Annotated in this window: 24 protein-coding genes; 13 read left to right on the forward strand and 11 right to left on the reverse strand. The window is 73.5% G+C overall.

Annotated elements, in window-relative coordinates:
* Positions 1-96: 96 nt before the first annotated feature.
* Positions 97-387, reverse strand: a complete 291-nt coding sequence (locus tag AB0H52_RS23110; protein ID WP_225854618.1) for a hypothetical protein — start codon at positions 385-387, stop codon at positions 97-99.
* A gap of 142 nt (positions 388-529) precedes the next feature.
* Between AB0H52_RS23110 and AB0H52_RS23115 the strand changes: the two genes are divergently transcribed.
* The 6 genes from AB0H52_RS23115 (at position 530) to AB0H52_RS23140 (ending at position 6,284) form a co-directional block, all read left to right on the forward strand.
* Positions 530-1,468, forward strand: coding sequence for a serine/threonine-protein kinase (locus AB0H52_RS23115; RefSeq protein ID WP_357949881.1), 939 nt, complete (start codon positions 530-532; stop codon positions 1,466-1,468).
* A gap of 69 nt (positions 1,469-1,537) precedes the next feature.
* Positions 1,538-1,963 carry an OsmC family protein gene (locus AB0H52_RS23120; RefSeq protein ID WP_151491096.1) on the forward strand — a complete coding sequence of 142 codons (426 nt, stop codon included), beginning with the start codon at positions 1,538-1,540 and terminating at the stop codon, positions 1,961-1,963.
* A gap of 368 nt (positions 1,964-2,331) precedes the next feature.
* The gene (locus AB0H52_RS23125) at positions 2,332-3,093 is read left to right on the forward strand and encodes a hypothetical protein (protein ID WP_357949926.1); all 762 of its coding nucleotides are present in this window, start codon (positions 2,332-2,334) and stop codon (positions 3,091-3,093) included.
* 42 nt (positions 3,094-3,135) lie between these two features.
* Positions 3,136-3,969, forward strand: a complete 834-nt coding sequence (locus AB0H52_RS23130) for an inositol monophosphatase family protein (protein ID WP_357949884.1) — start codon at positions 3,136-3,138, stop codon at positions 3,967-3,969.
* Between the two features lie 65 nt (positions 3,970-4,034).
* Entirely contained in the window at positions 4,035-4,655 is a 621-nt protein-coding gene (locus AB0H52_RS23135) for a helix-turn-helix domain-containing protein (protein WP_357949887.1), read from the forward strand.
* Between the two features lie 105 nt (positions 4,656-4,760).
* A complete protein-coding gene (locus AB0H52_RS23140; protein ID WP_357949890.1) occupies positions 4,761-6,284 on the forward strand; it encodes an FAD-dependent monooxygenase in 1,524 nt (507 codons plus the stop codon).
* 21 nt (positions 6,285-6,305) lie between these two features.
* Here AB0H52_RS23140 and AB0H52_RS23145 read toward each other — a convergent pair whose 3' ends face one another.
* The 5 genes from AB0H52_RS23145 to AB0H52_RS23165 form a co-directional block, all read right to left on the reverse strand.
* Positions 6,306-6,854, reverse strand: a complete 549-nt coding sequence (locus AB0H52_RS23145; RefSeq protein WP_151491931.1) for an ATPase — start codon at positions 6,852-6,854, stop codon at positions 6,306-6,308.
* 112 nt (positions 6,855-6,966) lie between these two features.
* Positions 6,967-7,413, reverse strand: coding sequence for a response regulator (locus AB0H52_RS23150; RefSeq protein ID WP_278122827.1), 447 nt, complete (start codon positions 7,411-7,413; stop codon positions 6,967-6,969).
* A gap of 69 nt (positions 7,414-7,482) precedes the next feature.
* Positions 7,483-7,830 (reverse strand): STAS domain-containing protein, encoded by a 348-nt coding sequence (locus AB0H52_RS23155; protein WP_151491933.1) that lies wholly within the window; start codon positions 7,828-7,830, stop codon positions 7,483-7,485.
* A 105-nt stretch (positions 7,831-7,935) separates the two neighbouring features.
* Entirely contained in the window at positions 7,936-8,985 is a 1,050-nt protein-coding gene (locus tag AB0H52_RS23160) for a cobalamin-dependent protein (RefSeq protein WP_151491934.1), read from the reverse strand.
* Positions 8,982-10,748 carry a PP2C family protein-serine/threonine phosphatase gene (locus AB0H52_RS23165; RefSeq protein WP_357949894.1) on the reverse strand — a complete coding sequence of 589 codons (1,767 nt, stop codon included), beginning with the start codon at positions 10,746-10,748 and terminating at the stop codon, positions 8,982-8,984. The genes AB0H52_RS23160 and AB0H52_RS23165 overlap by 4 nt, the downstream gene beginning before the upstream one ends.
* A 210-nt stretch (positions 10,749-10,958) precedes the next feature.
* On the opposite strand from AB0H52_RS23165, the gene AB0H52_RS23170 reads away from it, so the two are divergent.
* Both AB0H52_RS23170 and AB0H52_RS23175 read left to right on the forward strand, forming a co-directional pair.
* The gene (locus AB0H52_RS23170) at positions 10,959-11,387 is read left to right on the forward strand and encodes an STAS domain-containing protein (RefSeq protein ID WP_225854709.1); all 429 of its coding nucleotides are present in this window, start codon (positions 10,959-10,961) and stop codon (positions 11,385-11,387) included.
* 76 nt (positions 11,388-11,463) lie between these two features.
* On the forward strand, positions 11,464-11,808 hold the full coding sequence (locus AB0H52_RS23175) for an STAS domain-containing protein (protein ID WP_151491936.1): 345 nt from the start codon (positions 11,464-11,466) through the stop codon (positions 11,806-11,808).
* A 68-nt stretch (positions 11,809-11,876) separates the two neighbouring features.
* Here AB0H52_RS23175 and AB0H52_RS23180 read toward each other — a convergent pair whose 3' ends face one another.
* A complete protein-coding gene (locus AB0H52_RS23180) occupies positions 11,877-12,191 on the reverse strand; it encodes a hypothetical protein (protein ID WP_151491937.1) in 315 nt (104 codons plus the stop codon).
* A gap of 202 nt (positions 12,192-12,393) precedes the next feature.
* Here AB0H52_RS23180 and AB0H52_RS23185 point away from each other — a divergent pair, with 202 nt between their 5' ends.
* The 3 genes from AB0H52_RS23185 to AB0H52_RS23195 all read left to right on the forward strand — a co-directional run bounded on the left by AB0H52_RS23185 (position 12,394) and on the right by AB0H52_RS23195 (position 15,372).
* Positions 12,394-13,368: a DUF2267 domain-containing protein gene (locus tag AB0H52_RS23185; protein ID WP_151491938.1), complete on the forward strand. Its 975-nt coding sequence runs from the start codon at positions 12,394-12,396 to the stop codon at positions 13,366-13,368.
* 79 nt (positions 13,369-13,447) lie between these two features.
* Positions 13,448-14,233, forward strand: coding sequence for a fused MFS/spermidine synthase (locus AB0H52_RS23190; protein WP_151491939.1), 786 nt, complete (start codon positions 13,448-13,450; stop codon positions 14,231-14,233).
* A gap of 65 nt (positions 14,234-14,298) precedes the next feature.
* Positions 14,299-15,372 carry an AI-2E family transporter gene (locus tag AB0H52_RS23195; RefSeq protein WP_151491940.1) on the forward strand — a complete coding sequence of 358 codons (1,074 nt, stop codon included), beginning with the start codon at positions 14,299-14,301 and terminating at the stop codon, positions 15,370-15,372.
* Here AB0H52_RS23195 and AB0H52_RS23200 read toward each other — a convergent pair.
* Together AB0H52_RS23200 and AB0H52_RS23205 are read right to left on the reverse strand one after the other, a co-directional pair.
* Positions 15,343-16,644, reverse strand: coding sequence for an NAD(P)/FAD-dependent oxidoreductase (locus AB0H52_RS23200; protein ID WP_151491941.1), 1,302 nt, complete (start codon positions 16,642-16,644; stop codon positions 15,343-15,345). The two genes, AB0H52_RS23195 and AB0H52_RS23200, sit on opposite strands and share 30 nt — an antisense overlap.
* 55 nt (positions 16,645-16,699) lie before the next feature.
* On the reverse strand, positions 16,700-18,853 hold the full coding sequence (locus tag AB0H52_RS23205; RefSeq protein WP_357949900.1) for a glycogen debranching N-terminal domain-containing protein: 2,154 nt from the start codon (positions 18,851-18,853) through the stop codon (positions 16,700-16,702).
* A gap of 119 nt (positions 18,854-18,972) precedes the next feature.
* Between AB0H52_RS23205 and AB0H52_RS23210 the strand changes: the two genes are divergently transcribed.
* Entirely contained in the window at positions 18,973-20,454 is a 1,482-nt protein-coding gene (locus AB0H52_RS23210) for a M20/M25/M40 family metallo-hydrolase (RefSeq protein WP_357949903.1), read from the forward strand.
* A 14-nt stretch (positions 20,455-20,468) separates the two neighbouring features.
* Here AB0H52_RS23210 and AB0H52_RS23215 read toward each other — a convergent pair whose 3' ends face one another.
* Positions 20,469-21,011, reverse strand: coding sequence for a GNAT family protein (locus AB0H52_RS23215; RefSeq protein WP_357949906.1), 543 nt, complete (start codon positions 21,009-21,011; stop codon positions 20,469-20,471).
* A gap of 183 nt (positions 21,012-21,194) precedes the next feature.
* Here AB0H52_RS23215 and AB0H52_RS23220 point away from each other — a divergent pair, with 183 nt between their 5' ends.
* Positions 21,195-21,755, forward strand: coding sequence for a CGNR zinc finger domain-containing protein (locus tag AB0H52_RS23220; RefSeq protein ID WP_151492384.1), 561 nt, complete (start codon positions 21,195-21,197; stop codon positions 21,753-21,755).
* A 184-nt stretch (positions 21,756-21,939) separates the two neighbouring features.
* Here AB0H52_RS23220 and AB0H52_RS23225 read toward each other — a convergent pair whose 3' ends face one another.
* Positions 21,940-22,668 (reverse strand): VOC family protein, encoded by a 729-nt coding sequence (locus tag AB0H52_RS23225; RefSeq protein ID WP_347403761.1) that lies wholly within the window; start codon positions 22,666-22,668, stop codon positions 21,940-21,942.
* Between the last annotated feature and the right edge of the window lie 221 nt (positions 22,669-22,889).

Here is a 22,889-nt window from a genome sequence, read left to right on the forward strand (position 1 = left end):
CCCCCCATCGTGGGCGTGGCACCTGTGCCCCACCCCTGCGGCACCTGTGTGCCAGCTGTGCGGCCGGGTCGGCGGCCGGTGCGCGTCACCGCCCGGTCACTCGGACACCCCGAACGCGTCGGTGCGGACGAACCGCATGCTCCAGCCGCCCAGACCGTCGGGCTGGTCGCGTTCGTAGAGGTGGTCGGGGCCGGGCTGGGTCGGGCCGGTGCCGTCGGGATGTCGCATGATCCAACGCTGCGGCGGGGCGCCGTCCGGATCGGCCGGGACCTGCCGGACCAGGCCGTCCGCGGGCCCGCCGACGAAGCGTACGGTGACCTCGCTCATCGCGGCGTTCCCCTCGGTGACCGCGCCGGCACGCTCGGTGCGGCCGGCTCTGGATCGCAAGCTACCGCACCCACCGTTACCCCGCAGCGGGGTACGGCGGGATCGGCCGCGCACGCTTCCCGCGCCGGTTTGCCCTGCTCGGAGCCCGGGTACCGCGAACGAAGACACCCGCCGCCGGCGGGTCGGGGACGAGGAGCGGTCGATGCGGACGCTGGACGGGCGGTACCGGCTCGAACAGCGCATCGGCGTCGGTGGGATGTCGGAGGTGTGGCGGGCCCACGATCAGGTGCTGGACCGGCCGGTCGCGGTGAAGCTGATCCTGCCCGGCCCGGACGGGCAGCACGACCCGGTGGAGCGGATCCGGGACGAGGCCCGTTCGGCGGCCCGTCTCGTGCACCCCAACGTGGCGAGCGTGCACGACTTCGGCACCTCCTGCACGCAGCCCGGTCGCCCGGTGCCGTACATCGTCATGGAACTCGCCGAGGGCGAGACACTCGCCGCGCACCTGCGGGCCGGTCCGCTGGACTGGCGGATCTCCACGCGGGTGTGCGCGGAGGTGGCCGCGGCGCTGGCCGCCGCGCACGCCAGCGGCATCGTGCACCGCGACGTGAAGCCGGCCAACGTCATGCTCACCCCGGCCGGGGTGAAGGTGCTCGACTTCGGCATCGCCACCCCGACCGGCGCACCGGACCCGCTGCCGCCCGGGATGCTGATGGGCACCCCGGCGTACCTGGCGCCCGAGCAGCTCGACGGCGCGCCGGCCACCCCCGCGGCCGACATGTACGCCCTCGGCGTGCTGCTCTACTACAGCCTCACCAGCCGCCTGCCGTACCAGGCGGACAGCACCAGCGAGCTGCTCGGCGCGCGTCGGCGCCGGCCGCCGGACCCACTGCCGGAGATCGACGGGCTGCCGCCGGAGGTGGCCGAGCTGTGCCACTCCTGCCTGGCCGACGATCCGGCGCAGCGGCCGACCAGCCTGGTCGCCGCGCTGCTGCTCGCCGAGGCCGTGGACGCCCGGGTGTACGTGCCGATGCTGGTGCCGAGCCCGCGTGAATCGGCTTCCACGTCGCCGTGGACCGAGCGGGCGGCGACGGAGGTCACCGAGGCGGTGGCGGTCTTCGACGGGCGGGACGGGCGCTGACCGTGGCGCTCGCGGCGTTTCGCCGGGCCACGGCCGGGTAGCCGAGCCGTGAGCGACGGGAGAAACGCGATGCCGGATCAGAGTTCCTGGCTGCGTGAGGCCACCGCGACCGCCGAGGGCGGTCACGTACGCACCGATGATGGCGGGCTCTCCACCGCGCTGGCGTCACCGCTGGCGCCGCACTGCACCGGTCTGACGCCGGAGCAGTTGCTGGCGGCCGCCTTCGCGTCCTGCCTGCACCACGCGGCGGTGGAGGTGGCTGGAAAGATCACCGACGAGGCGCACACGGTCCAGGTGCGGGCGGAGGCGAAGCTGGGGCGCGACAACGACGGCCGCTACCGCGCCGACGTGCACGCCGAGATCTCCTCGGCCGGCCTCAGCCGAGACCAACTCGCCCACCTCGTGGAGTACGCCGACCGGCTCTGGCCGTTCTCCAGCGGCGACAACACCCGGCACCGGCTGACCGTCACGCCGGCGGAGAACGGCCGGCACTGACCCGGTCCGACCGACGGCCAGGCGGCCGAGGTCAGCCGTTCGGCGGATCGGTTGATCGCCCGTACGGGTGAGGTCGGACGGGCGGCCGGAGTCGGCGCGACGGCTCGACCCGGTGACCGCATTCGCCCGGCCAATCGGAAATACCCGTCTGGCCCGATCGGCGAGGTTGCGCGTACTCGGAGGGCATTTGCCGCTTATCGCGCGCATGATCCGGGCAAATTGTGGCGCATGCCACCGTAAGGGCCGATGGCATCGCGCACTGAGCTATCTAGCCTCGTCGGGTGCATTCCGACGACCCCGCCGACCATGAGCTGACCGACGCGCGCCCGACCACCCTGCTGGGCGACGCCGCATCAACCGAACGGACGATCGGCCGTCACCGGGCCCCCGAACCACCCCGCCGGACCCTGCTGGGCTCGACGCCGGTCCGGGTCGCCCTGGCCACCGGTGTCACCTGCTGCCTCGGCCTGGCCGCCGTGGTCACCGCCCGAGGCGCCGAGGACGACACCCGCCCCGTGGAGCCGCTCGCCGAGGCGATCGCCGACCGCGCCGCCATCGCCGACGAGCGCGCCTCCCGCTCGCTGGACCGCGACCTGGCCCCCGCCCGGGTCACCCCCAGCCCGGTGGCGACGCCCACCCCCAGCCGCGCGGCCGTGCGCAAGACCCCGAAGAAGCCTCCCAAGCCACGCCGGCCCCGCCCGGTCGCCGGCCTCGACCAGGCCCAGATGGACAATGCCAAGGTCATCGTCGACGTCGGCCGGGAGATGAAGATGCCGCGGCGCGCCCTGGTGGTCGCGCTGGCCACCGCGATGCAGGAGAGCAACCTCTACAACCTGGCCAGCGACGTGCTGCCGGAGTCGTTCGACTACCCGAACCAGGGCAGCGGCTCCGACCACGACTCGGTCGGCCTGTTCCAGCAGCGGCCCAGCAGCGGCTGGGGCACGGTGGCCGAACTGATGCGCCCGTCGTACGCCGCACGGGCCTTCTACTCGGCGCTCAACGAGATCCCCGGCTGGCAGGACATGAGCGTCACGGCCGCCGCGCAGGCCGTGCAGGTCTCCGCCTACCCCGACGCGTACGCCCAGCACGAGGAGCGGGCCACCACCATCGTGGCGGCCCTCATCGTCTGAGCGGGGCGGCGCCCAGCGGTGGCCGCATCTATGGTGCGTGGCATGTCGACCACCGACCGGGATCTGGTCATCGAGGCGGCCACCGCCGGAGCTGCGGTCGTACGCGCTCACTACGGGGCGTCGTTGACCCGCTTCGAGAAGTCCGGCGGGGACTTCGCCACCACGGCCGACATCGAGGCGGAACGGGCCATCCTCGACGTCCTGCACGCCGCCCGCCCGGACGACGTCGTGGTCGGGGAGGAGAGCGGGCGCACGGGCACCGGCGGGAACGGACGCGAGTGGCTGGTCGACCCGCTGTGCGGGACGCTGAACTTTGCCGTACACACCATGCTGGCCTCGGTCAACGTGGCGCTGCGCGCCGGGACGCGGGTCGTCGTGGCCGCCTCGGCGGATCCGTTCGCCGATGAGGTGTTCTGGACGGACGGCGCCGGCGCGTACGTGCGGCGCGGGGGCGTGGACGAGCGACTCGTCCCGTCGGCCGGGTCGACGCTGGTGGATGTCAACCTTGATCCACCGTTTCCCAACGCGTCGGTCTTCCGCGCCGCCCGCCTCCTTGCCGACGACGGTTTCATCGGGCAGTTCCGTCCACGCGTCGTCTCCACCACCCTGGCGGTGGCGTGGGTCGCCGCCGGGCGCCGCGCCGCCTACGTCACCGACGGGCACCTGCACGACAGCGTCCACTTCGCCGCGGGCATCGCCCTCTGCCAGGCGTCCGGCTGCGTGGTGAGCGGGATCGACGGCCAGCCGCTGCACACCGGGGCGGGCGGTCTCGTGGTGGCCGCCGACGAGCGGACGCACGCCGCCCTGCTGGCCCTTGTCGGCAACCAGCGGGCACCCGTCAGTGCGGACGGCGTGCTCCCGGCCCAGGCGACGTGAGGGCGGACATAAATTTGCGTGGCGCGCATCTTTGCGTGTCACGCAACTAATGCTAGCGTGGTGGCATGACGGGACTGCGGGAGCGCAAGAAGGCCGAGACGCGGGCGGCGCTCGGCTGGGCCGCGATCCACCTCACCGCCGAACGCGGCTACGACAACGTCCGCGTCGAGGACATCGCCGAGGCGGCCGGTGTCTCCCCGCGCACCTTCAACAACTACTTCTCCAGCAAGGCCGAGGCGATCGCCTCCCGCCACCTCGACCGCAGCCTGCGCACCGCCGCCGCGCTGCGCGAACGCCCCGCCGACGAGCCGCTCTGGGCGGCGCTCACCCGGGCCGCGCTGGAACAGTTCACGCCCGGCCCCGAGGTCGAGGCGATGCCCTCCCCCGCACACGCCCAGTGGGTGGCCGGCGTACGCACCATGCTCGCCGAGCCCGCACTCCAGGGCGAGCGGCTGCGCGCCGTCGCGGTCGCCGAGGCCGAGCTCGCCGCCGCCGTCGCCGAACGCACCGGCACCAACCTCGCCACCGACATGTATCCGCGGCTCGTCGCGGCCGCCGCCAGCGCCGCCGTGGCCGTCGCCATGCAGCACTATCTCGACAGCCCCGACCCGCCCACCCCGATCGATCGCCTGATCACCGACGCCTTCACCCAGGTCGCCGCCGGCCTCCCGCCGCCGCCCCGCTGACGCCCCGCCTCGCACCCACCTCTGCAGCCGCGTCACACCCGCGACGGGCCGGCCACGCGCCGCGTCCGCCGTGGCGATGACGCACACCCGGAACGGATCACGATCATGATCGATGTCCTCATCGTCGGAGCCGGCCCCAACGGCCTCATGCTCGCCTGCGAACTGGCCCTCGCCGGCGTCCACCCCGTCGTCCTCGAACGCCACGCCGAGCCCACCGGCGAACCCCGCGCCAACGGCCTCGTCGGCCAGGTCGTCCGCCTGCTCGACCGGCGCGGCCTCTACGCCCCGCTCAGCGGCGAGAGCACCCCGCCGACGCCCCAACCAGCCTTCGTCTTCGGCGCGTTTCCGCTGGATCTCACGACGCTCGCGGACAACCCGCACTACGCGCTCGGCGTGCCGCAGGCCCGGCTCGAGGCCGTCCTCGCCGCCCGGGCCGGCGACCTCGGAGTCGACCTGCGCCGCGGCCACGAGGTCGTCGACCTGCGCCAACGCCCCGACGCGGTCGAGGTCCGCCTCGCCGACGGTACGCGGCTCACCTCCCGCTTCCTCGTCGGCGCCGACGGCGGCCGCAGCACGGTGCGCCGCCTCGCCGGCATCGCATTTCCCGGCACCACCGTCGACACGTCGGTCTCCCGCACCGCCACCGTGACCGTCCCCGCGTCGTCCCTCGACCCCGCCACCGGCGGCCTGCGCGTTCCCGGCTACGGCGTCGTCCCACCGTTCCAGCACACCCGCACCCCCCGCGGCCTGATCGCCTGGGCGCCGTTCCCCGGCCGGCCGGCGATCCTGAGCACGACGGAGTGGCCCGACACGCCACCGAGCGACGAGACCCCGATGAGCCTGGCGGAGCTACGCGCCAGCGTCGCCCGGGTGCTCGGCGCCGACGTCCCCTTCGGCCCGCCCGACGGCCCCGGCCTGCTGCGCCGGCTGACCGGCGGCAACACCCGCGTCGCCGACCGCTACCGCGCCGACCGGGTGCTGCTGGTCGGCGACGCCGCGCACGTGCACCCCGCGATGGGTGGCCCCGGCCTCAACCTCGGCCTGCAGGACGCCGTCAACCTGGGCTGGAAGCTCGCCGCCACGGTGCGCGGCTGGGCACCGCAGGGGCTGCTCGACACGTACGAGACCGAGCGCCGCCCCGTCGCCGAACGGGTCGTCATGTCCACCCGGGCCCAGTCGGCGCTCATCGCCCCCGGCGACGACATCACCGGCCTGCGGGAACTCTTCGCCGAACTGCTGCGCAAGCCGGAGGTGACCGGGCACATCGCGGCGCTGATGTCCGGCGCGGACGTCCGCTATCCCGCCGACCCCACCGACCCGCTGGCCGGCCGCAACGCCCCCGACGTCATCGTGCACGGCGACCACGGCGCGCTCCGCCTCGCCGAGCTGACCCGCACCGCCCGGCCGCTGCTGCTGGACTCCACGGGCGCCTTCGCCGAGGTCGCCGCGCCCTGGCGAGACCGGGTCGACGTGATCACCGGCCCGCTGCGGGGCACCACCGCGACCGCGTTGCTCGTCCGCCCCGACTGCTTCGTCGCCTGGTCCGCCGGGGACGCCGACACCCTGCGCGCCGCACTCATCCACCACTTCGGTCCCGCCCGATCACTGTCCGCCAGCGCGTCGGCGTGAAGCCGGCAGGGCCGCGGACACCTACCGGGTGTCGGTCGCGGCCCGCCCACTCGGCGACTCGGCGGCCCGGCCGCCGGCGGCCACCCGGATCGCCGGCACGCCGGCAGCCGCCGTCACGGTGTCGGCGGGCACCGGCTCGGCGGCCCCCTCGCTGTCGACGGTCACCCCGCTGAGGATCTCGTCCGCCCGGGCCGCACGCCGCCGACGGGCGTGCAGTGCCGCCTCGAACTCGCGGCGGGCCTGCACGGCCTCGGCGTACGCCCGCTCACGCACCAGCCGCGCCTCCGCGCGGGCGTCGTCCAACTCGACGCGGGCCTGCGCCAGGATCTCCGCCGCCTCCCGGCGCACCGTGTCACCGGCGTACCGGGTCACCGCGGCGTCGCCCAGATCGAGCCGCTGGAGCAGCCCGCTGAGCCAGGCCGCCTCCTCGCGGATCTCGTCCCACTCCCGGGTGGCCCCGGCCACGCTCTGCGCCCGCGCGGCGAGCCGGGCCAACCGGACTCCCAGCTCATCCAGGCAAAAATCGACCTGCCGCTGGTCGTAACCGGTCTCAACGACGGAGAACCTCATACTGTCGCCCCCCAGGCAGCTGCTGTTACTTCCCCACCTGGATCCTCGACGGCGGCGGCAGTGGTCGAGGGGGTTCGGGAAAAATGTTCAGCATCCGAGGGGCGCGCCTGGGTCAGGGGCGCTTGGGCAGGACGACCACCCGTCCGAAGAACTCGTCGATGCGGCGCACCACGTCGTTGAAGTCGTCCAGGTCGATCGGCTTCGTGACGTACGCGTTGGCCTGCAACGTGTAACTGCCGACGATGTCGGTGTCCGCGTTGGACGTGGTCAGCACCACGATCGGGATGGTACGCAGGTCCTCGTCCTGCTTCACCGCGCCGAGCACCTGCCGCCCGTCCATCCGGGGCATGTTCAGGTCCAGCAGGATGACATCGGGGCGTCGTGCCTGCTCGTGGCGGCCCTCGGCGCGGAGGAACTCCATCGCCTCCTCGCCGTCGCTGACCACGTCGATGATCTTGTCGACGTCGGAGTCCGCCAACGCTTCCTCGATCATCAGCACGTCGCCCGGGTCGTCGTCGACCACCAGGATGCGTACCGGCTGCGGGCTGTCTACGCCCATCACTACCTGCCTCGAAGTCAGCGGAGGCGGGACCTGACGGTCACCGCGCTGGCGGGGAAATCTAGCCCATCAGGGGGCGCTGTGGGACGCCGGGTCGACAGTGTCCGGTTCGTAGCGCAACACCTCGGCCAGGCCGGTGACCCGCAACACCCGCTCGACCCGGCCGTTGGCACCGACCACCCGCAGCCAGCCGCCGTCGGCCGCGGCCCGGTTGTCCCCCCGCACGAACACGGCCATCCCGGTGGAGTCGCAGAACGTGAGGTCGGTGAGATCGAGCAGCACCCGGCGCTCGCCGGCCTCGGTGAGCCGGTCGATCGCGGCGGTCAGCTCAGGGGCCGTGCTCAGGTCCAGTTCACCGGCGAGCCGAAGGCAGGCGCCACCACCGTCACGCCCGGCGTACCTGACGCTGAACGTCACCGTTCTCCCCCTCGCTCCACCGCTGGGTGGGACGTTTGCAGTGCGGCAAGTATACGCAGGGGCACCCCGCCGACCGCACGGCACGGTGATCCACCGGGGGTGCCGTCAGCGGGCGGCGCGGGAGCCGGCGGCGGACGTCTCGGCCCGGCCGAGCGCCAGCGCGTAGGCCGCGCGGGGAAAGTCCCGCAGCACGCCCGCGTAGTGCTCCAGGGTCAGGTCCGCCGCGGCCGCTGGCACCCCTCGACTCGACAGGATCCCCACCAGCCACTCGACGAACTCGGCGAACAGCGACGGGTCGTCGACGTAGAGCGCGGCGGCCAGGAAGTCCACGATGTGGCCCAGGTCGCTCACCGTCGCGTCGAGCTGGGCGACCGTGTAGTCGCGGGCGGCCGGCACCCGCTCCCGCAGGTCGGCCAGCGCGCTGTCGATCAGCTCGCCCCGGCGCCGGATGAGGCTCGCGTACTCGTCGTCGGCCAGGTGCGACAGCTGCGCCGGCGCAACCCGACGCAGCGCCCGCTCGTCGGCGACCAGCTCGGCCGCCGCCGGTGCGCTCGGCGCCCACGCCGCGCCGAGCTTCGCGGCCCACCGCCCGTCCGTGCCGAACCCGCGCCCGCCCACGACCACCGGGACGTCCGAGCGGCGGCACGCCTCGATCATCCGGTGCGCGTGCGGCAGCCGCATCGGCAGCGCGCACGCCAGCGCCACCGCGTGCGCGTCGTGCCGGTGCAGGTACGACACCAGGTGCGCCGCCGGCACGCTGGCGCCCAGAAAGGTCACCTGCCAGCCACGCAGCCGCAGCACCTCGGCGACCAGCCGGGGAGGCAACGCGTGCCACTCCCCGTCCATGCAGGCCACCACGACGCGCCCACCGGTCGGGCGGGTGTTGGCGTGCGCGGCCACCGCCGCCACCACCCGCTCGCTGATGTGCGTGGCGGCGTGCTCCTGCGCCACGCTCCACTCGTTGCGCGCCCAGCGCTCGCCCACCTCGGCCTGCGCCGGCGCGACCAGGTCGAGCAGCACCCGTTCGGCGGGCACGCCCGCGTCGAGCAGGGCGAGCGCCACGTCGATCGCGGCGTACTCGTCGGCGTCGGTGAGACAGTCCAGGTAGCCGCGGTACGCGTCGGTCGGGTCGGCGGCGGCCGTCGGAGCGCTCACGCGTCGGTCTCCCTCTGCTGCTCGGCGCCGACCGGCTCGGGCACCGAGTGCAGGTGCCGAGGGGCGCGACCGCTCGGGCCGACCGCGCGCAACGCCAGCACCGCGATGTCGTCGTGGTCGCCGTGCCCCAGCCAGTCGCAGGTGACCTGCTCGACCCGCTCGGCCAGGGCCGGCGCCGGCATCCGCTGACAACCGGTCACCGCGGTGACCAGCCGCTCCGGGCCGAACTGCTCGTCGCCCCGGCGCCCGCCCCGGGCCTCGGTCACCCCGTCGCTGTAGAGCAGGCACGTCTCGCCCGGTGCCAGCCGGACGGTCACCTCGCCGACGCGCGGATCGGGCACCACGCCGATCAGCATGCCGCGCAGCGACACCGACTCGACCTCGCCGGACGCGCGCAGCACCAGCGGGGGCAGGTGCCCCCCGCCGGCCATGGTGAGGGTGAGACCACCGTCGCGGTGCGGACGGGCCACGCCGAGCACCATGGTCGCGAAGCGGCCCTGACCGTGCGCCTGGGTCGTCTCCAGCAGGGCGTCGTTGAGCAGCCGCAGCAGACGCCCCGGATGCGACTCCAACCGGTGCAGCGCCTGGAGGCACTGCCGCAACTGACCGGTGAAGACCGCCGCCTCGACACCCTTGCCCGACACGTCGCCGAGGAAGAACACCGAACCGCCGTCGGCGAGCCGGTGCGAGCCGTAGAAGTCGCCGCCGATCCGCAGCCCCGCCTGCGCCGGCCGGTACGCGGTGCCCCACTGCACGCCGGCGGCCTCGACCGGCTCCACCGGCAGCAGGCTGGCCTGCAGGGTGTCGGCCACCTCCGCCTGGTCGCGATAGAGCAGGGCGGTGGTCAGCGCGGCGCCGGCCCGGGCCGCGAAGGCGCGGATCAGCTGCACGTCGTCCTCGTCGTACCAGCGGGTGTTGCGGCGGGCGACGAGCAGCACCCCGACCGGGGCGTCGCGGCCCGGCAGCGGGACCACCCGGGCGGCACTCTCGGCGCCGCTGAGGCCGGGCAGCCAGCCGGCGTCGACCGCCTGCTCCACCAGCCAGTCCACCGCGTGCGGCTCCACCCCGGTCAGCCCGTCGGCGATGGCCGCCGGCAGGTCGACGCCGGGCAGCACCCCGCTGTCCACCAGCGGCGTCTCGTCGTCGCAGCGGGAGGCACGCCACCAGCGGGCCCGGCCGGCCCGCGGTGCGAGCACCAGCACGGCCACCTCCGCCAGGGACGGAACGGCGAGGCGGACGACCGCGGCGGCGGCCCGGTCGGGATGCAGGGGGTTACCCAGCTTGTCGCCGACGACGGCCAGGAAGGCCGAACGTGCCCGCTCGGCCAGCAGCGCGTCGGCGCGGCTGGCGCTCTCGGTGACGTCCTCGACGTACCAGCAGCACCGGGCGCCGGAGAGGGGCACCTGGCGAGCGGTGAGCTGACGCCCGCGATGGGTGAAGGTCACCGGGCTCCCGTCGCCCAGAGCGGGCACGCCGGCGGCGGTGAGCAGCTCGCCGGGGACCACCTCGGGCAGCAGTCGCTCGGCCACCGGGCTGACGTGGCGCACGACGCCGGCGGCGTCACAGACCACCAGGCCCTCGCGGAAGTGCTCGACGACCTCGGACCAGTCGGGCTCGGCGCCACCCCGGTCGGGCGCCAGCGGCGGCAGGGCGGCGGCGGGCCGGAGCGAAGCGTCGGCGGACCGCGCCAACGCCCGCGTGGTACTCGGCGTGGAGATCCGTCCGTCGCCCGGGTCGAAGCCCCTGACGTCGGATGCAGTCACCAGCTGAGCCTCACTCCTTCGTCGTCCACCGAATCCGCACGGGAACCGGCGTCTGGGGTCAAATCTCTCCGGCCCACCCTACGCCGGTACGCCGAAACCGGCACCTCGCGGCAGCTCGCGGGCCCTCGTCGCGTACCCGGCAGGCCCGGTCGCGGGTTGTTACGATCCCCCTCGAACCGGCCGGAGCGGCAGCGGTGGAAAGGCGTGATCGTGAAATCCCCAGTGCGGCGACCCAGGACCAACCCACTGACCACGACCGTCGATCTGTCCGACCCGAACGCGCCCCTGATCCGGGTCGGCGGCGAACTGGCGTACGCGACGTCCGCGCCGCTGCGTGTCGAGGTCGACCGGCTGCTCGCCGACGCGCCACCGACCGTTGTTCTGGACTTCGCCGACCTGCACTTCATCGACAGCACCGGCCTCGCCGTGATCGTGTACGCGTGGCGCGAGGGCCGGCAGGTCGGCACCGCGATCCGACTGCGGGCGGTGCCCCGGTTCCTGGCGTCCATCCTCGACATCACCGGGGTGGCCGGGCTGCTCGCCCGGCCACTGCCGCAGGCGCGGCCCACGCAGGCACTGCCCACGCAGGCACTGCCGCAGGCGCGGCCGGGTGACCAGCGGCCGGCGGCGAGCGCCTGAGCGTCGCCGGCACGACGCGGGTCACGTGTCGGCGCCCCGGCTTTGCGTTCGGGCCGAGGACTGGGAACATGGTGGGGTGCCCGACCAGCTGCTGACCATCGAGGTGACCCGGCTCGACGCCGGGCACGTCCAGCTGCGGTTGACCGGCGAGCTCGACTACGACACCGCACCCGAGCTGATCGAGGCGGCGGCGGAGCTACGCGAAGCGGGCCGCCAGCAGGTGCTCATCGACCTGACCGGAGTGACTCTCTGTGACTCCTCCGGGCTCAGCGCGCTGCTGGTGGTGCACCGTGGCGCCGAGTCGATCCGGTTGACCGGGGTCAGCCCGCAGCTGCGGCAGATGCTCGACCGCACCGGCCTGAGCGAGCTGCTGGCCGTGGAGCACACCGCGACCGGCGACGACCTGCGCGCCATCGGCTGATCGGCGCCACCCCGCCAGCCGGGGTGGCCCCCGACCCTGGGACCTGGGGTCGGGGGCCGGAGAAATGTCTAGGGCGCCGTCATCGGCTGGAGCCGGGGGCCGTCGTCGCGCAGCTCGCCGATCGGCGACGCGTCGGCGTCCTCGGGAGCGCCGGAATCGGGCGTCTGGTACAGGTAGCGGACGAACTCCCCACCCGCCTCGTTGTCGTCCGCGCCGGGCCATTGGCCGATGCAGTCCATGCCGACCACCTCGCGGCCGGTCCCGTCGGCCTCCTCCAGCAGCGCCCACAGGCTCACCGGGTAGCACCGGGTGGCATCGGGCGTGAGCTGCCAGCGGGCGTACCAGCCGGGTCGGGCGGGGACGATCTCGACGATCCGCTTCATGACGACCTTCCTTCCGCGTACCTCGGAAGAACTCCGGTCCTGCACCCGATCGTGCGGGCCGTGCGGGTGAGCGCCCATCACCCGTGGCGGATGAAGCCCGCCGAGGCCCGGCCGGCCCACCCGGCAGCGTCCGTTTCGGCTCCCTGTAGGGCGGGAAGGCGACGGACACAGCCACGATCCCCAGCGGAAGGGGTGCGTCACCATGCGCAAGCAGATGGAGGGCGACAACCAGCGGCGCCGGGCACTGGCCCGGCAGGCCCGCGAGCAGGGTCGCCAGCCCAGCGAGTTCGGCGCCAGTCTGAGCGCCTCCAAGCAGATCACCAGTCTCGACCAGAGCAAGCGGGCCGGCCCGGCAGCGGCCGGCCAGCACAAGCAGGACTCCACGCGCGGTGGGCCCGCCCCGCCCGCGGTCGGCACCGCGGACAATCCTCGACCGCAACCGTCCCCGCCGGCCGGTGCCGCCGGAGTGAACAGCGTGGGCTACCAGGATCTCGTCGGTGAGGTGGGGCGCCGGGCCGGCGTGGACTTCCAGTCGGCCAAGGTCGGCACGGAGGCGACCGTGCTGGTCCTGGCCTTCGCCCTGGAGGCCGCCGAGCGGCAACGTCTGCTCGACGCGGTGCCGAACTCGCTGCACGACGTGCTGCCGGTCGACGGTATCGAACGGCACCATGACCTGCCCGGCTTCCTGGCCGAGGTGGGCCGGATCAGCGGCCGCACCCCGGAGCAGGCCCGCTACCAGGCCGAGGCGACGCTCGCGGCGCTCGCCGACCAGGACGGCGACCTCGTCGAGTCCCTGCACGTACCGGACGGGCTGCGCGAGTTGCTGAACCCGCCGGAGGCCGGCGGTGGCATCGTGGGCGCCTCCACCGCCACACCCACGCTGGACCAGGCCCAGCTCGATGCGGCGCTGGACGACCTGCCGTACTGGGCCGGTGACAGTGACGGCCTGTACCGCGTGGTCGCGCTGCCGCCGGACAACCTGGACCGGGTGCTCGACCGCCTCGACCGGCTGCGCCAGGAGACCGGACGCGGACCGAGCATCGGCCGTCCCGGCGGCACGGCCGCCGTGCTGACCGTGCGGACCAACCAGGCCGACGGGGTGACCGCGCTCGACGTGGACCTCGCCCACCGGATCGACGACGCGATCGACGAGATGGGTGCGGGGATGGCCGGCTGACCGGCCACCGCGGCGTATGGCGGCCGGCGGACGCGGGGTACGCCCCGCTCCGCCGGCCGGCTCGGCTAGCGTGCCGGTCATGAACCGCGCCGCCGACCGGCTTGAGCTGGTCACCGATCCGGTCCGCCGGACCGGGCGGACCCTGCTCTCTGCCGGCGTCGAGCAGTCGTACGTGGATGTCGAGGATCCTCGGCACCTGCATTTCGAGTACGTCCGACGGATCGCCGCGGCGGCGGAGCTGACGGCCCCGGCGGGCGTCCCACTGGACGTCCTGCACCTGGGCGGGGGCGCGTTGACGCTGCCGCGCTGGCTGGCGGTCACCCGTCCCGGCTCCGCGCAGCGGGTCGTCGAACGCGACGCGGCGGTGGTTGAGCTGGTCGCCCGGGAGCTGCCACCGCTGCCGCCCGAGGTGCGGGTGGAGGTGGCCGACGCCCGGGAGGCGGTCACCGCCACCGCGGCGGGCAGCTACGACCTGGTGATCGCCGACATCTACCGGGCGGCCCGGATGCCCCGGCACGTGCGTACCGTGGAATTCGCCGCCGAGGTGGCGCGGACCCTACGCCCGGACGGGTTGTACCTGGTCAACGTCACGGATCTGCCGCCACTGGTCGGCACCCGTGTGCAGGTGGCCACCCTGCGGGCCGTCTTCGGGGACGTGTGCGTGCTCGGGGACCGGCGGATGCTGCGCGGCCGCCGCTACGGCAACCTGGTGCTCGCCGCGACGCCCCGGCCCGGTGGGCTGCCGGTCGGCCGGCTGGCGGTGGCCGCCCTGCGTGACCCGGTGCCCGGGGGTCTGCTGCACGCCGCCGCGCTCGACACGTTCGTCGCGGGCGCCCGACCCTCCACCGACGACGACCCGCACTGACGGGACCGACCGCAATCACCGGTGATGCCGGGTTTCCGACGGTGTGCGCGGGGAAGGCCCGGCGGGTGAGCGACGCCGACACCCGGACGACCGCCCGCCGAACCCTGATCGTGATCGGTCTGGTGCTGGCGACGGCGTTCGCGCTGGCCTTCGTGTACGCGACCCGCCGGGTGCTGGTGTGGGTCGTGGTGGCCGCCTTCTTCGCCATCGCGCTCAAGCCCCTCGTCGACCGGCTGCAACGCCGGCTCGTACGGCGGCGGGCACTCGCCACGCTGCTGGTGTTCCTCGCCGCGCTCGTCGTGCTGGCGGCCCTGGCCGCCGTCATCCTGGCGCCGCTGGTCAACGAGGTGGGCCGGTTCGCCGACCGGGCTCCGGAGCTGCTGCACGACGCCCGTGCCGGTCGTGGTCCGCTGGGGCAGGTGCTGGAGCGCACCGGCGTCCGCCGCTACGTCAGCGAGCACTCCGACCAGGTGCGCGACCTCGGCTCCCGACTGCGCCAACCCGTGGTCGGGGTGCTGCGTGGCGTGGTGGAGACGGTCGCCGGGCTGGTCACGGTCGTCGTGCTGGCGTACCTCATGGTGCTGGAGTCGCCGCGGATCACCGGCGGCCTGCTCGCGGCGGCCGGGGACGGTCAGGGTGAGCGGTTGCGCCGGGTGGGGCGGGAGGTGTCGCGGGCCGTCACCGGCTACCTCACCGGCAATCTGCTGATCAGCGTGATCTGCGGCGGGTTGACCTTTCTGGTGCTGACCGTCACCGGCGTGCCGTTCGCCGCCGTGATCGCCCTGCTGGTGGCGGTGGCCGACCTGATACCGCTGGTCGGCGCCACCCTCGGCGCGGTGATCGCGGCCGGTGCCGGCTTCCTGCACTCCCCCACCGCCGGCGTGGTGGTGCTGGTCTTCTTCGTGATCTACCAGCAGCTGGAGAACCACCTGCTCCAGCCCCTCATCCTGTCCCGCGCCGTCCGGCTCAACCCGCTGACCGTGCTGGTCAGCGTGCTGCTCGCGGCGGAGCTGGCCGGGCTGCTCGGCGCGTTGCTGGCCATCCCCGCCGCCGGCATCGTGCAGACCCTGTTGCGCGAGTACGGGCCGAGCCGCCTACGTCCGGGCCGCTCAGCGGCCGCGGGCCGCGACCTCGGGTGAGGTGCTCTCCAGCGGTACGGCGTCCGCCGGCACCAGCCCGAGCTGGACCGCCGAGCGGGTCAGCGCGGCGTCCAACACCCAGTCGGCCCCGACGCGGGTGCGGTTCCCCGGCATCGCCATCAGGTGGTACGCCCGGGTGACCGCCTTCGCGGGCAGCCCGGCCAAGTTGACGTGCAGCGGGTTCGCGGCCGCGTCCTTACCGCCCAGGTCGACCACCCAACCCAGGTCATGATGCTTGTACGGCTTGCGCCGGCCGAAACCGTACGACGCGGCGATGTTGTGCGCGGCGAGCTTGCCCTGCCGCTGCGCGTGCTGGGCCGTCATCCCGCAGATCTGTCCCGGGTTGACCAGGTCCGGCACGGCGGCGGCGTCACCGCAGGCGAACACCTCCGGGTAGCCGGGGACGTTGAGGTACTCGTCGGTCACCAGCCGGCCCCGCTCGGTGCGCAGCCCCAACTCGTTGACGAACGGGTCGGGGCGCACGCCCACACACCACACCAGGGTGCAGGTCGGCACGTACTCGCCGTCGGTGAGCTTCACGCCGTCACAGGTCGCCTCGGCCACCGAGGTGCCCATCCGGACGTCCACCCCGCGCCGGTTGAGGACCTTGTGCGAGGTGTCCGACATCCGCTTGTCCAGCTCCGGCAGCACCCGGGGCGCCACGTCGAGCAGCATCCAGCGGGGCCGGACGGTCAGCCGGGGCCGCTGGGCGTGCAACGCGTCGGTGAACAGCTGCCCGTGCGCGGCGACCTCGGTGCCGGTGTAGCCCGCGCCGACCACCACGAACGTCGACCGGGCCTCCTGCTCGGCCGGGTCCTCGGCCTGCTCGGCCAGCTCGATCTGCCGCACGATGTGGTCGTGCAGGTAGACGGCCTCGGGCAGCCCGCGGAAGCCGTGCGCGTACTCGGTCACCCCGGGGATCGGCAGCAGCTTGTTGACGCTGCCCACGGCGAGCACCAGCCGGTCGTACGCCAGCCGGTTCTTCTCCCCCTCCGGCTGGGTGAAGCCGACCCAGCGGTTCTGCAGGTCCACGTGGTCCGCCTCGCCGATCACCACCCGTACGCCCTTGAGCGTCCCGGTCAGCGGCACGGCGATCCGTCTGGGCTCGACCACCCCGGCGGCCACCTCGGGCAGCAGCGGCAGGTACAGGAAGTAGTCGGTGGAGTTCAGCACCACGATCTCGGCCCGGTCCCGGGCGATCCGGCTCAACGTCTTCGCCGCGTGGTAACCGGCGAACCCGGCCCCCACGATCACCACACGAGGTTTCGTCATTGCGGGCCGTTTCCCGTCGCAGCCCCGGACAAACGTCGGTAGCGCCTGTGTGCGGTCAGCTCCGCTCAAGCCAGACGCGACCGCTGGAGCCCGTCGCCTCCACACCCCACTCCTCACCGAAGGCCCGCACCCGGTTGGCCGAGATCTGGCCGACCTCCGGTGGGATCGCCGGGTCGAGCACGAGCCGACCGTCGACCGGGTTGAGCCCCAGCATCGCGCGGACCAGCGCCAGCGGCGTGCCGGCCGCCCACGCCTGCGGGCTGCACGCGGTGGGATACGGGATGGCGAACAGCAGCCGTTGCCGGTCGGCCCCGCTGAGCGCCTCGGGCAGCCGGTGGCCGAACTGCTCGGCCGCGTCGATCATCGCCAGGCTGATCCGGTTCGCCTCCGCCCGATAGCCGTAGCGGGCCAGGCCGAGCGCGATCAGCGAGTTGTCGTGCGGCCAGACCGTGCCTAGATGGTAGCCGAGGGGCCGGTAGAGGCGTTCCTCGGCGGACAACGTCCGGATGCCCCAGCCGGAGAACATGTCCGGTGACATCAGCTGGCGCACCACCGCGTCCGCCCGCCCCGGCGGCACGATGCCGCTCCACAGCAGGTGACCCATGCTGGACGTCTTGCAGTCGACCACGTTCTTGTCGCCGTCGAGGGCCACCGCGTAGTAGCCGCCCCGCTCGTCGACCCAGAAGTCCCGGTTGAACCGCTTGTACAGGGTGCCGGCCTCGTCGCGCAGCCGTGCCGCCAGGGTGGGGTCGCCCAGCGGGCCGTCGAACAGCTCGGCCAGCCGCACCTTCGCGTCGAAGGTGTAGCCCTGGATGTCGGCGGTGGCCAGCGGCAGCACCGGGATACGCCCGTCGGCGAAGCAGACGCCGTCCGGCGAGTCCCGCCAGCACTGGTTGCCCAGCCCTTCCGGGGACCGGGTGGCGTACTCCACGAAGCCGTCGCCGTCGCGGTCGCCGTACTCGTCGATCCACCGCAGCGCGGCCACCGCGTTGTCGCGCAGGTGCCGGATGGTCTCGTCGTCGCCGGTCCAGCGCCAGTACTCCGAGAGCAGGATCAGCCAGAGCTGGGTGGCGTCGGCGGTGCCGTAGTACGGGCCGTACGGCTTCTGGCCGGTGCGGGTCAGCTCGCCGCTGCGGACCTCGTGCATGATCTTGCCGGGCTCCTCGTCGGTGAAGTCGTCACAGGCGTCGCCCTGCAGTCGGGCGAGCGCGAGCAACGCCCCCTTCGCCAGCGCCGGCCCAGCTACCAACGTCTGGTACGCGGTGATCAGCGTGTCCCGCCCAAAGACGCTGAGGAACCAGGGCAGTCCCGCGCCGGGCAGCAGGATCCGCTGACCTTTGACCTCCAGGTCGAGCCGCAGCGCCGCCAGGTCGTTGCGGGACTGGCGGACGGTGCACTCCAGCGCCTGGCTGTCGCTGCGTAGCACGGCCCGGTCCTCGGTCCACCGGCGCAGCGGGTCTTCGGCCCGGCCTTGAATGACGTCGATGATGTCGCCCCGCACCGGCTCGACCACGCCCAGGCCCGGCGCCAGCGGCACGTGCAGGTCTACCAGCCAGCTCTCGCGCGGACGCAGGTGCAGGTCCCAGACCAGATCGTCCCCCTCGATCCGGTCCGCCGGGGTCGCGCAGCGCACCCGGGTCTCGGCGGTGAAGTCTCCGTTGCGGTAGGAGAAGCACAGCTCGGAGCCGTCGGCGGCGTGGCCGCGGACGATCTGCGCGGAGCGGTCCCGGACCACCGACTTGACCTCGAACAGGTCGGCGAAGTCCACGTCGACGGCGAGGCGCAGCTCCGCCCGCACCGGCTCGGGCTGGTACGACACCAGCTCCAGCCGCTCGTGGAAGCCGTCGCCGACGTAGCGCAACCGCCGGACGGCGAGACCGTTCGGCGGCAGCCCGGGCAGCTCCGGGTTGGTGAGCACGTACTGCGCGGAGTAGTGCTCGATGGTCTCGGCCCGCAACACCAGCAGCTCACCGCCGTTGACGGTCAGCGTCCAGCCGCTGATCAGGCGGGTGTCCAGGTGGACCAGCCCGCCGATGCTGCCGGGCGGCACGTCGCCACGCGCGTTCGAGTACAGGAACGTGGGGCCGCTGAGAACGGCGAGCGAGTCGGGGCCCAGCTCGGGCGGCATCGCCCGCTGGTCGCCGCTCGCCCCCGTCACGGGAGGCATGCCGACGGTCGGGTCGGCGGGGGTCGCGCGCACGACAGCCATGACACCCACCGTAGGAACGGTCGCCACGCGGTGTCATCACCCGGTCCGGGTGAAAGCTCCGCAGCCATCCACGCTCAACGATATGGACAGCCACCATCATCGATGGGCAGGATGCCGGAATGGGATCAGACGACACCGGCGCACGACCCACGAGGTCCACCCGCCGCACCTTCCTGTCCACCTCGGCCGCCGCCACCGTCGCGGTGCCCGCGCTGGCCGGACCCGCCGCCGCGACCGCCCTTCCGGCCGGCCCCGGGCACCCGGCCCGCGCCCAGCGGCCCGACCGCGAGCTGCGCGACCTGCTGCGCCAGGTCGACCCGCGCCGGATCGAGGCGATCGTGCGCCGGCTGGCCGCGTTCGGCACCCGGCACACGCTGTCCAGCCAGGACGACCCGCAGCGGGGGATCGGCGCCGCCCGGGACTGGATCTACGCCCGCCTGCAGGAGTACGCGGCCACCTCGGGCGGCCGGATGACCGTCGAACTCCAGTCGTACGTCCAGCAGCCCGCGTCGCGGATTCCCACCCCCACCCGGATCACCAACGTGGTGGCGACCCTGCGCGGCCAGAGCACGCCGAACCGCACCTACGTGGTGACGGGCCACTACGACTCCCGGGTCACCGACGTGATGGACGCGGTCAGCGACGCGCCCGGTGCCGACGACGACGCCTCCGGCGTGGCCGTGGTGCTGGAGCTGGCCCGACTGATGGCCACCCGGCCCACCGCCGCCACCATCGTGTTCGCCGCGGTGGCCGCCGAGGAGCAGGGCCTGTACGGCTCGGCGTACCTGGCCGCGCAGCTCAAATCGGCCGGCGCCGACGTGCAGGGCATGTTCAGTGACGACATCGTGGGCAGCAGCACCGCCGACGACGGCACCCGCGATCCGTACGCCGTGCGGCTGTTCGCCGAGGGCGTGCCGACCGCGGAGACGCCGGCGGAGGCCACCACCCGCCAGTCCGTCGGGGGCGAGAACGACTCACCGTCGCGGCAGCTCGCCCGGTTCGTGCGCGACGTGGCGGAGAACGACGCCACCGGCATGCTGGTACGCGTGATCTACCGGCGGGACCGCTACCTGCGCGGCAGCGACCACATCTCGTTCCTGCGCGAGGGCTGGCCGGCGGCGCGGTTCACCGAGCCGAACGAGGACTTCGCCCACCAGCACCAGGACGTCCGGGTGCAGGACGGGCAGCAGTTCGGTGACCTGCCGGAGTTCTGCGACTTCGCGTACATCGCGCGGGTGGCGAGGGTCAACGGCGCGGCGCTGTGGTCGCTGGCCCAGGCGCCCGGCACGCCCAAGGGCGCCGTCATCGTGACCACCGACCTGACCAACAACACGACGCTGCGCTGGCAGCGTGGCGACGAGCCGGGGCTGGCCGGTTACGAGGTGGTGTGGCGCGAGACCACGGCCGCCGAGTGGCAGCGGGTGATCGCGGTCGGCGACGTGACCGAGGTGAGCATCGACCTGTCCAAGGACAACGTCTTCTTCGGCATCCGGGCGGTCGACCGCGCCGGCCGTCGCAGCCCGGTGGCCTACCCCCCGCCCCGGCGCCTGAGGTCCCCTTGTGATCAAGAGGTTTGCGTCACGACACGCCGTAGCCGATGACGCAAACCTCTTGATCACGCGGAAGGGGTGGGTGGGGTGGGTGGGGCGGTTATGGCCCAGCGCTCGTGGTCGCGCCACTCGCCGTCGACGAACAGGTAGTTGGGGGAGAAGCCCTCCAGGCGGAAGCCGAGCTTGCGGGCCACCCGCCGGGACGGCTCGTTGCCCGGCTGGATGTTCGCCTCCAGCCGGTGCAGACCGGCCGTGGTGAACGCATGGTCGATGACCAGCGCGATGCCCGCCGAGGCGTGCCCGGTGCCGCTGAACGGCGCGAACGCCGCGTACCCGAGGAAACCGCCGCGCAGCGCGCCCAGCACGATCCCGCTGATGTTCACGTAGCCGGCGATCGCGCCACTGGCCCGGTCGCAGATCAGGTAGCCGGCGCTGTCCCGGCGGCGGATGCGGGCCAGGTAGCGGTCGTACTCCTCGGCGCTCGTCGGCGCGACCAACCACGGGTGGTGCAGGTCCCGGCTGCGTCGCGTGGCCGCGACGAACTCGTCGGCGTCGGTGGGCCGGGGCCGGCGGATCGCGGCCAGAGCGCCGGTACGCAGGTATCTCACGGCGGACCACTCTGGCCGACCGCCCCGGTCGTTGTCCAACCGGTCGCTCAGCGTGCCGGGACGTCGGTGCTCTCCCGTGCGAGCACCAGCAAAACGGCTTTGCCGGTGTAGTTCCGACCCTCCCTTGCAGGCGTTTTCACACCTGTCAAGGCGCTACGGTGGTGTTCAGGAGAGGGGTGGTCGGTGGACGAGAACGACGCGGTACCGGCCGCTGCACGGCTGCTGCGGGACTTCGTGAACACCGTCGAGCCACAGATCGCCGACGAGACGCTGACCAGCCCGGAGCGGCTGCGGGACTGGCTCGTCGAGCGGCGCCTGCTGCCGGCCGACGTACGCCTCGGGCCGGCCGACCTCGACGCGGCCGTGACGATCCGGGAGGGCCTGCGCGCCGTGCTGCTCGGGCACGCCGGCCACGCCGGTGACCCGGCTGCCCTCGACCGCCTCAACCAGGCCCTGGCGGCGACGCCCGTCGCGCCGCGCTTCACCGCCGACGGCCACCACCTGGTCGCCGTCGGCGGCGCGCCGCTCGACCCGGCGGTGGCCGGCCTCGTCGACGCCATCCGGCAGTGCGATGTGGACGGCTCCTGGCGGCGGCTGAAGGTCTGCGCCCGGGACACGTGCCGCTGGGCCTACTACGACGCCTCCCGCAACCAGGCCCGCCGCTGGTGCTCGATGGCCGGCTGCGGCAACTACGTCAAGATGAAGCGGGCGTACGCCGTGCGCACCGGCCGCACGCCCGCCTAGACGAGCACGTCGCCGACGCCGCAGACCTCGCGGGCCTCGCGCGCGGTGGCCACGGACGCTGACCCGTGGGGCCGACGGCCAAATCCCCGGCCGGCCGGCAGCGATCACCGTCAGTCACCTCCGTCGGGGCGGGAGGTTGCGCTCGCGGGCCTCAGGTCGGTGTTGCCGGGGACAGCCGACCGCCCTAGCGGGACGTCAGCAGCCGGAAGTGGGTGCCGTCGGGATCGGCCAGCACGACCGCGCCCTCCTGGTCGGCGTCGACCAGGGTGGCGCCGAGGGAGAGCAGACGGTCGACCTCCGCCTGCCGATCACCGTCGCCGCTGACCGCGAGGTCCAACGTCACCCGGTCCCGGTCACCTCTGGGCATCAGGGGTGGGCCACCCCAGGTGATCTTCGGGCCGCCCAGGGGTGACTGGATGGCGGTTTCCTCGTCCTGATCCCAGACGAGCGGCCAGCCGAGCGCCTGACTCCAGAAGTAGCCGACGGCCTGCGAACCGTCGCAGGAGACGTCGCCGAGGAACCCGCAGCCGGCGAGGAACTTGTTGCCCGGGCCGAGGACGCAGAACTCGTTGCCCTCGGGGTCGGCGAGCACCTCGTGGTCGTCGTCGGGGTCCTGGCCGATGTCGACGTGCCGCGCGCCCAGCTCAAGGGCGCGGGCGATCGTCTGCTGCTGGTGGTCCAGCGACTCGCTGGTCAGCTCGATGTGCCCCCGGTTCTGGAGCACCTTCGGCTCGGGGATCGCGGGAAAGCGCAGCCGGAAGCCGGTTTTGTCGTCGGGCAGCACCAGGGCGCCGTCGCGGGGGTCGTCGACCAGCTCCCGACCGAGAATCTCGGACCAGAACCGCGCGACGACGAGGGGGTCGTTGGCACCGAAACACACCGCGAACAGGTCGCTGGCCATCGTCGCGCTCATCTCCGATCCGGGAAGGTCGAGACCCAGTCGGCCCGGGGACCGGAAGCCTACGAGCGGCCCGGGCCACGCGCACGCGATTAATCGACGCCGAGCGACGCCAGGCCGAACTGGCCCCCACGAGACGGGGGCGACGCCAAGCCAACCCACGACACAGGCCGATGCCGACGCCGACGCCGACGCCGGGATGATCCACTCGACATCGCCGATGTCGGGGTATCCCG

Origin of the sequence: Micromonospora sp. NPDC050695, assembly GCF_040654415.1 — a bacterium.
In the GTDB taxonomy this organism is placed as follows: Bacteria; Actinomycetota; Actinomycetes; order Mycobacteriales; family Micromonosporaceae; genus Micromonospora.

Bases quoted from the DNA above. Each gene is read 5' to 3' on its own strand.
- AB0H52_RS23115 (WP_357949881.1), top strand. From the start codon at position 530: ATGCGGACGCTGGACGGGCGGTACCGGCTCGAACAGCGCATCGGCGTC.
- AB0H52_RS23120 (WP_151491096.1), top strand. From the start codon at position 1,538: ATGCCGGATCAGAGTTCCTGGCTGCGTGAGGCCACCGCGACCGCCGAG.
- AB0H52_RS23130 (WP_357949884.1), top strand. From the start codon at position 3,136: ATGTCGACCACCGACCGGGATCTGGTCATCGAGGCGGCCACCGCCGGA.
- AB0H52_RS23135 (WP_357949887.1), top strand. From the start codon at position 4,035: ATGACGGGACTGCGGGAGCGCAAGAAGGCCGAGACGCGGGCGGCGCTC.
- AB0H52_RS23140 (WP_357949890.1), top strand. From the start codon at position 4,761: ATGATCGATGTCCTCATCGTCGGAGCCGGCCCCAACGGCCTCATGCTC.
- AB0H52_RS23145 (WP_151491931.1), bottom strand. From the start codon at position 6,854: ATGAGGTTCTCCGTCGTTGAGACCGGTTACGACCAGCGGCAGGTCGAT.
- AB0H52_RS23150 (WP_278122827.1), bottom strand. From the start codon at position 7,413: ATGGGCGTAGACAGCCCGCAGCCGGTACGCATCCTGGTGGTCGACGAC.
- AB0H52_RS23180 (WP_151491937.1), bottom strand. From the start codon at position 12,191: ATGAAGCGGATCGTCGAGATCGTCCCCGCCCGACCCGGCTGGTACGCC.
- AB0H52_RS23185 (WP_151491938.1), top strand. From the start codon at position 12,394: ATGCGCAAGCAGATGGAGGGCGACAACCAGCGGCGCCGGGCACTGGCC.
- AB0H52_RS23190 (WP_151491939.1), top strand. From the start codon at position 13,448: ATGAACCGCGCCGCCGACCGGCTTGAGCTGGTCACCGATCCGGTCCGC.
- AB0H52_RS23200 (WP_151491941.1), bottom strand. From the start codon at position 16,644: ATGACGAAACCTCGTGTGGTGATCGTGGGGGCCGGGTTCGCCGGTTAC.
- AB0H52_RS23205 (WP_357949900.1), bottom strand. From the start codon at position 18,853: ATGGCTGTCGTGCGCGCGACCCCCGCCGACCCGACCGTCGGCATGCCT.
- AB0H52_RS23210 (WP_357949903.1), top strand. From the start codon at position 18,973: ATGGGATCAGACGACACCGGCGCACGACCCACGAGGTCCACCCGCCGC.
- AB0H52_RS23225 (WP_347403761.1), bottom strand. From the start codon at position 22,668: ATGAGCGCGACGATGGCCAGCGACCTGTTCGCGGTGTGTTTCGGTGCC.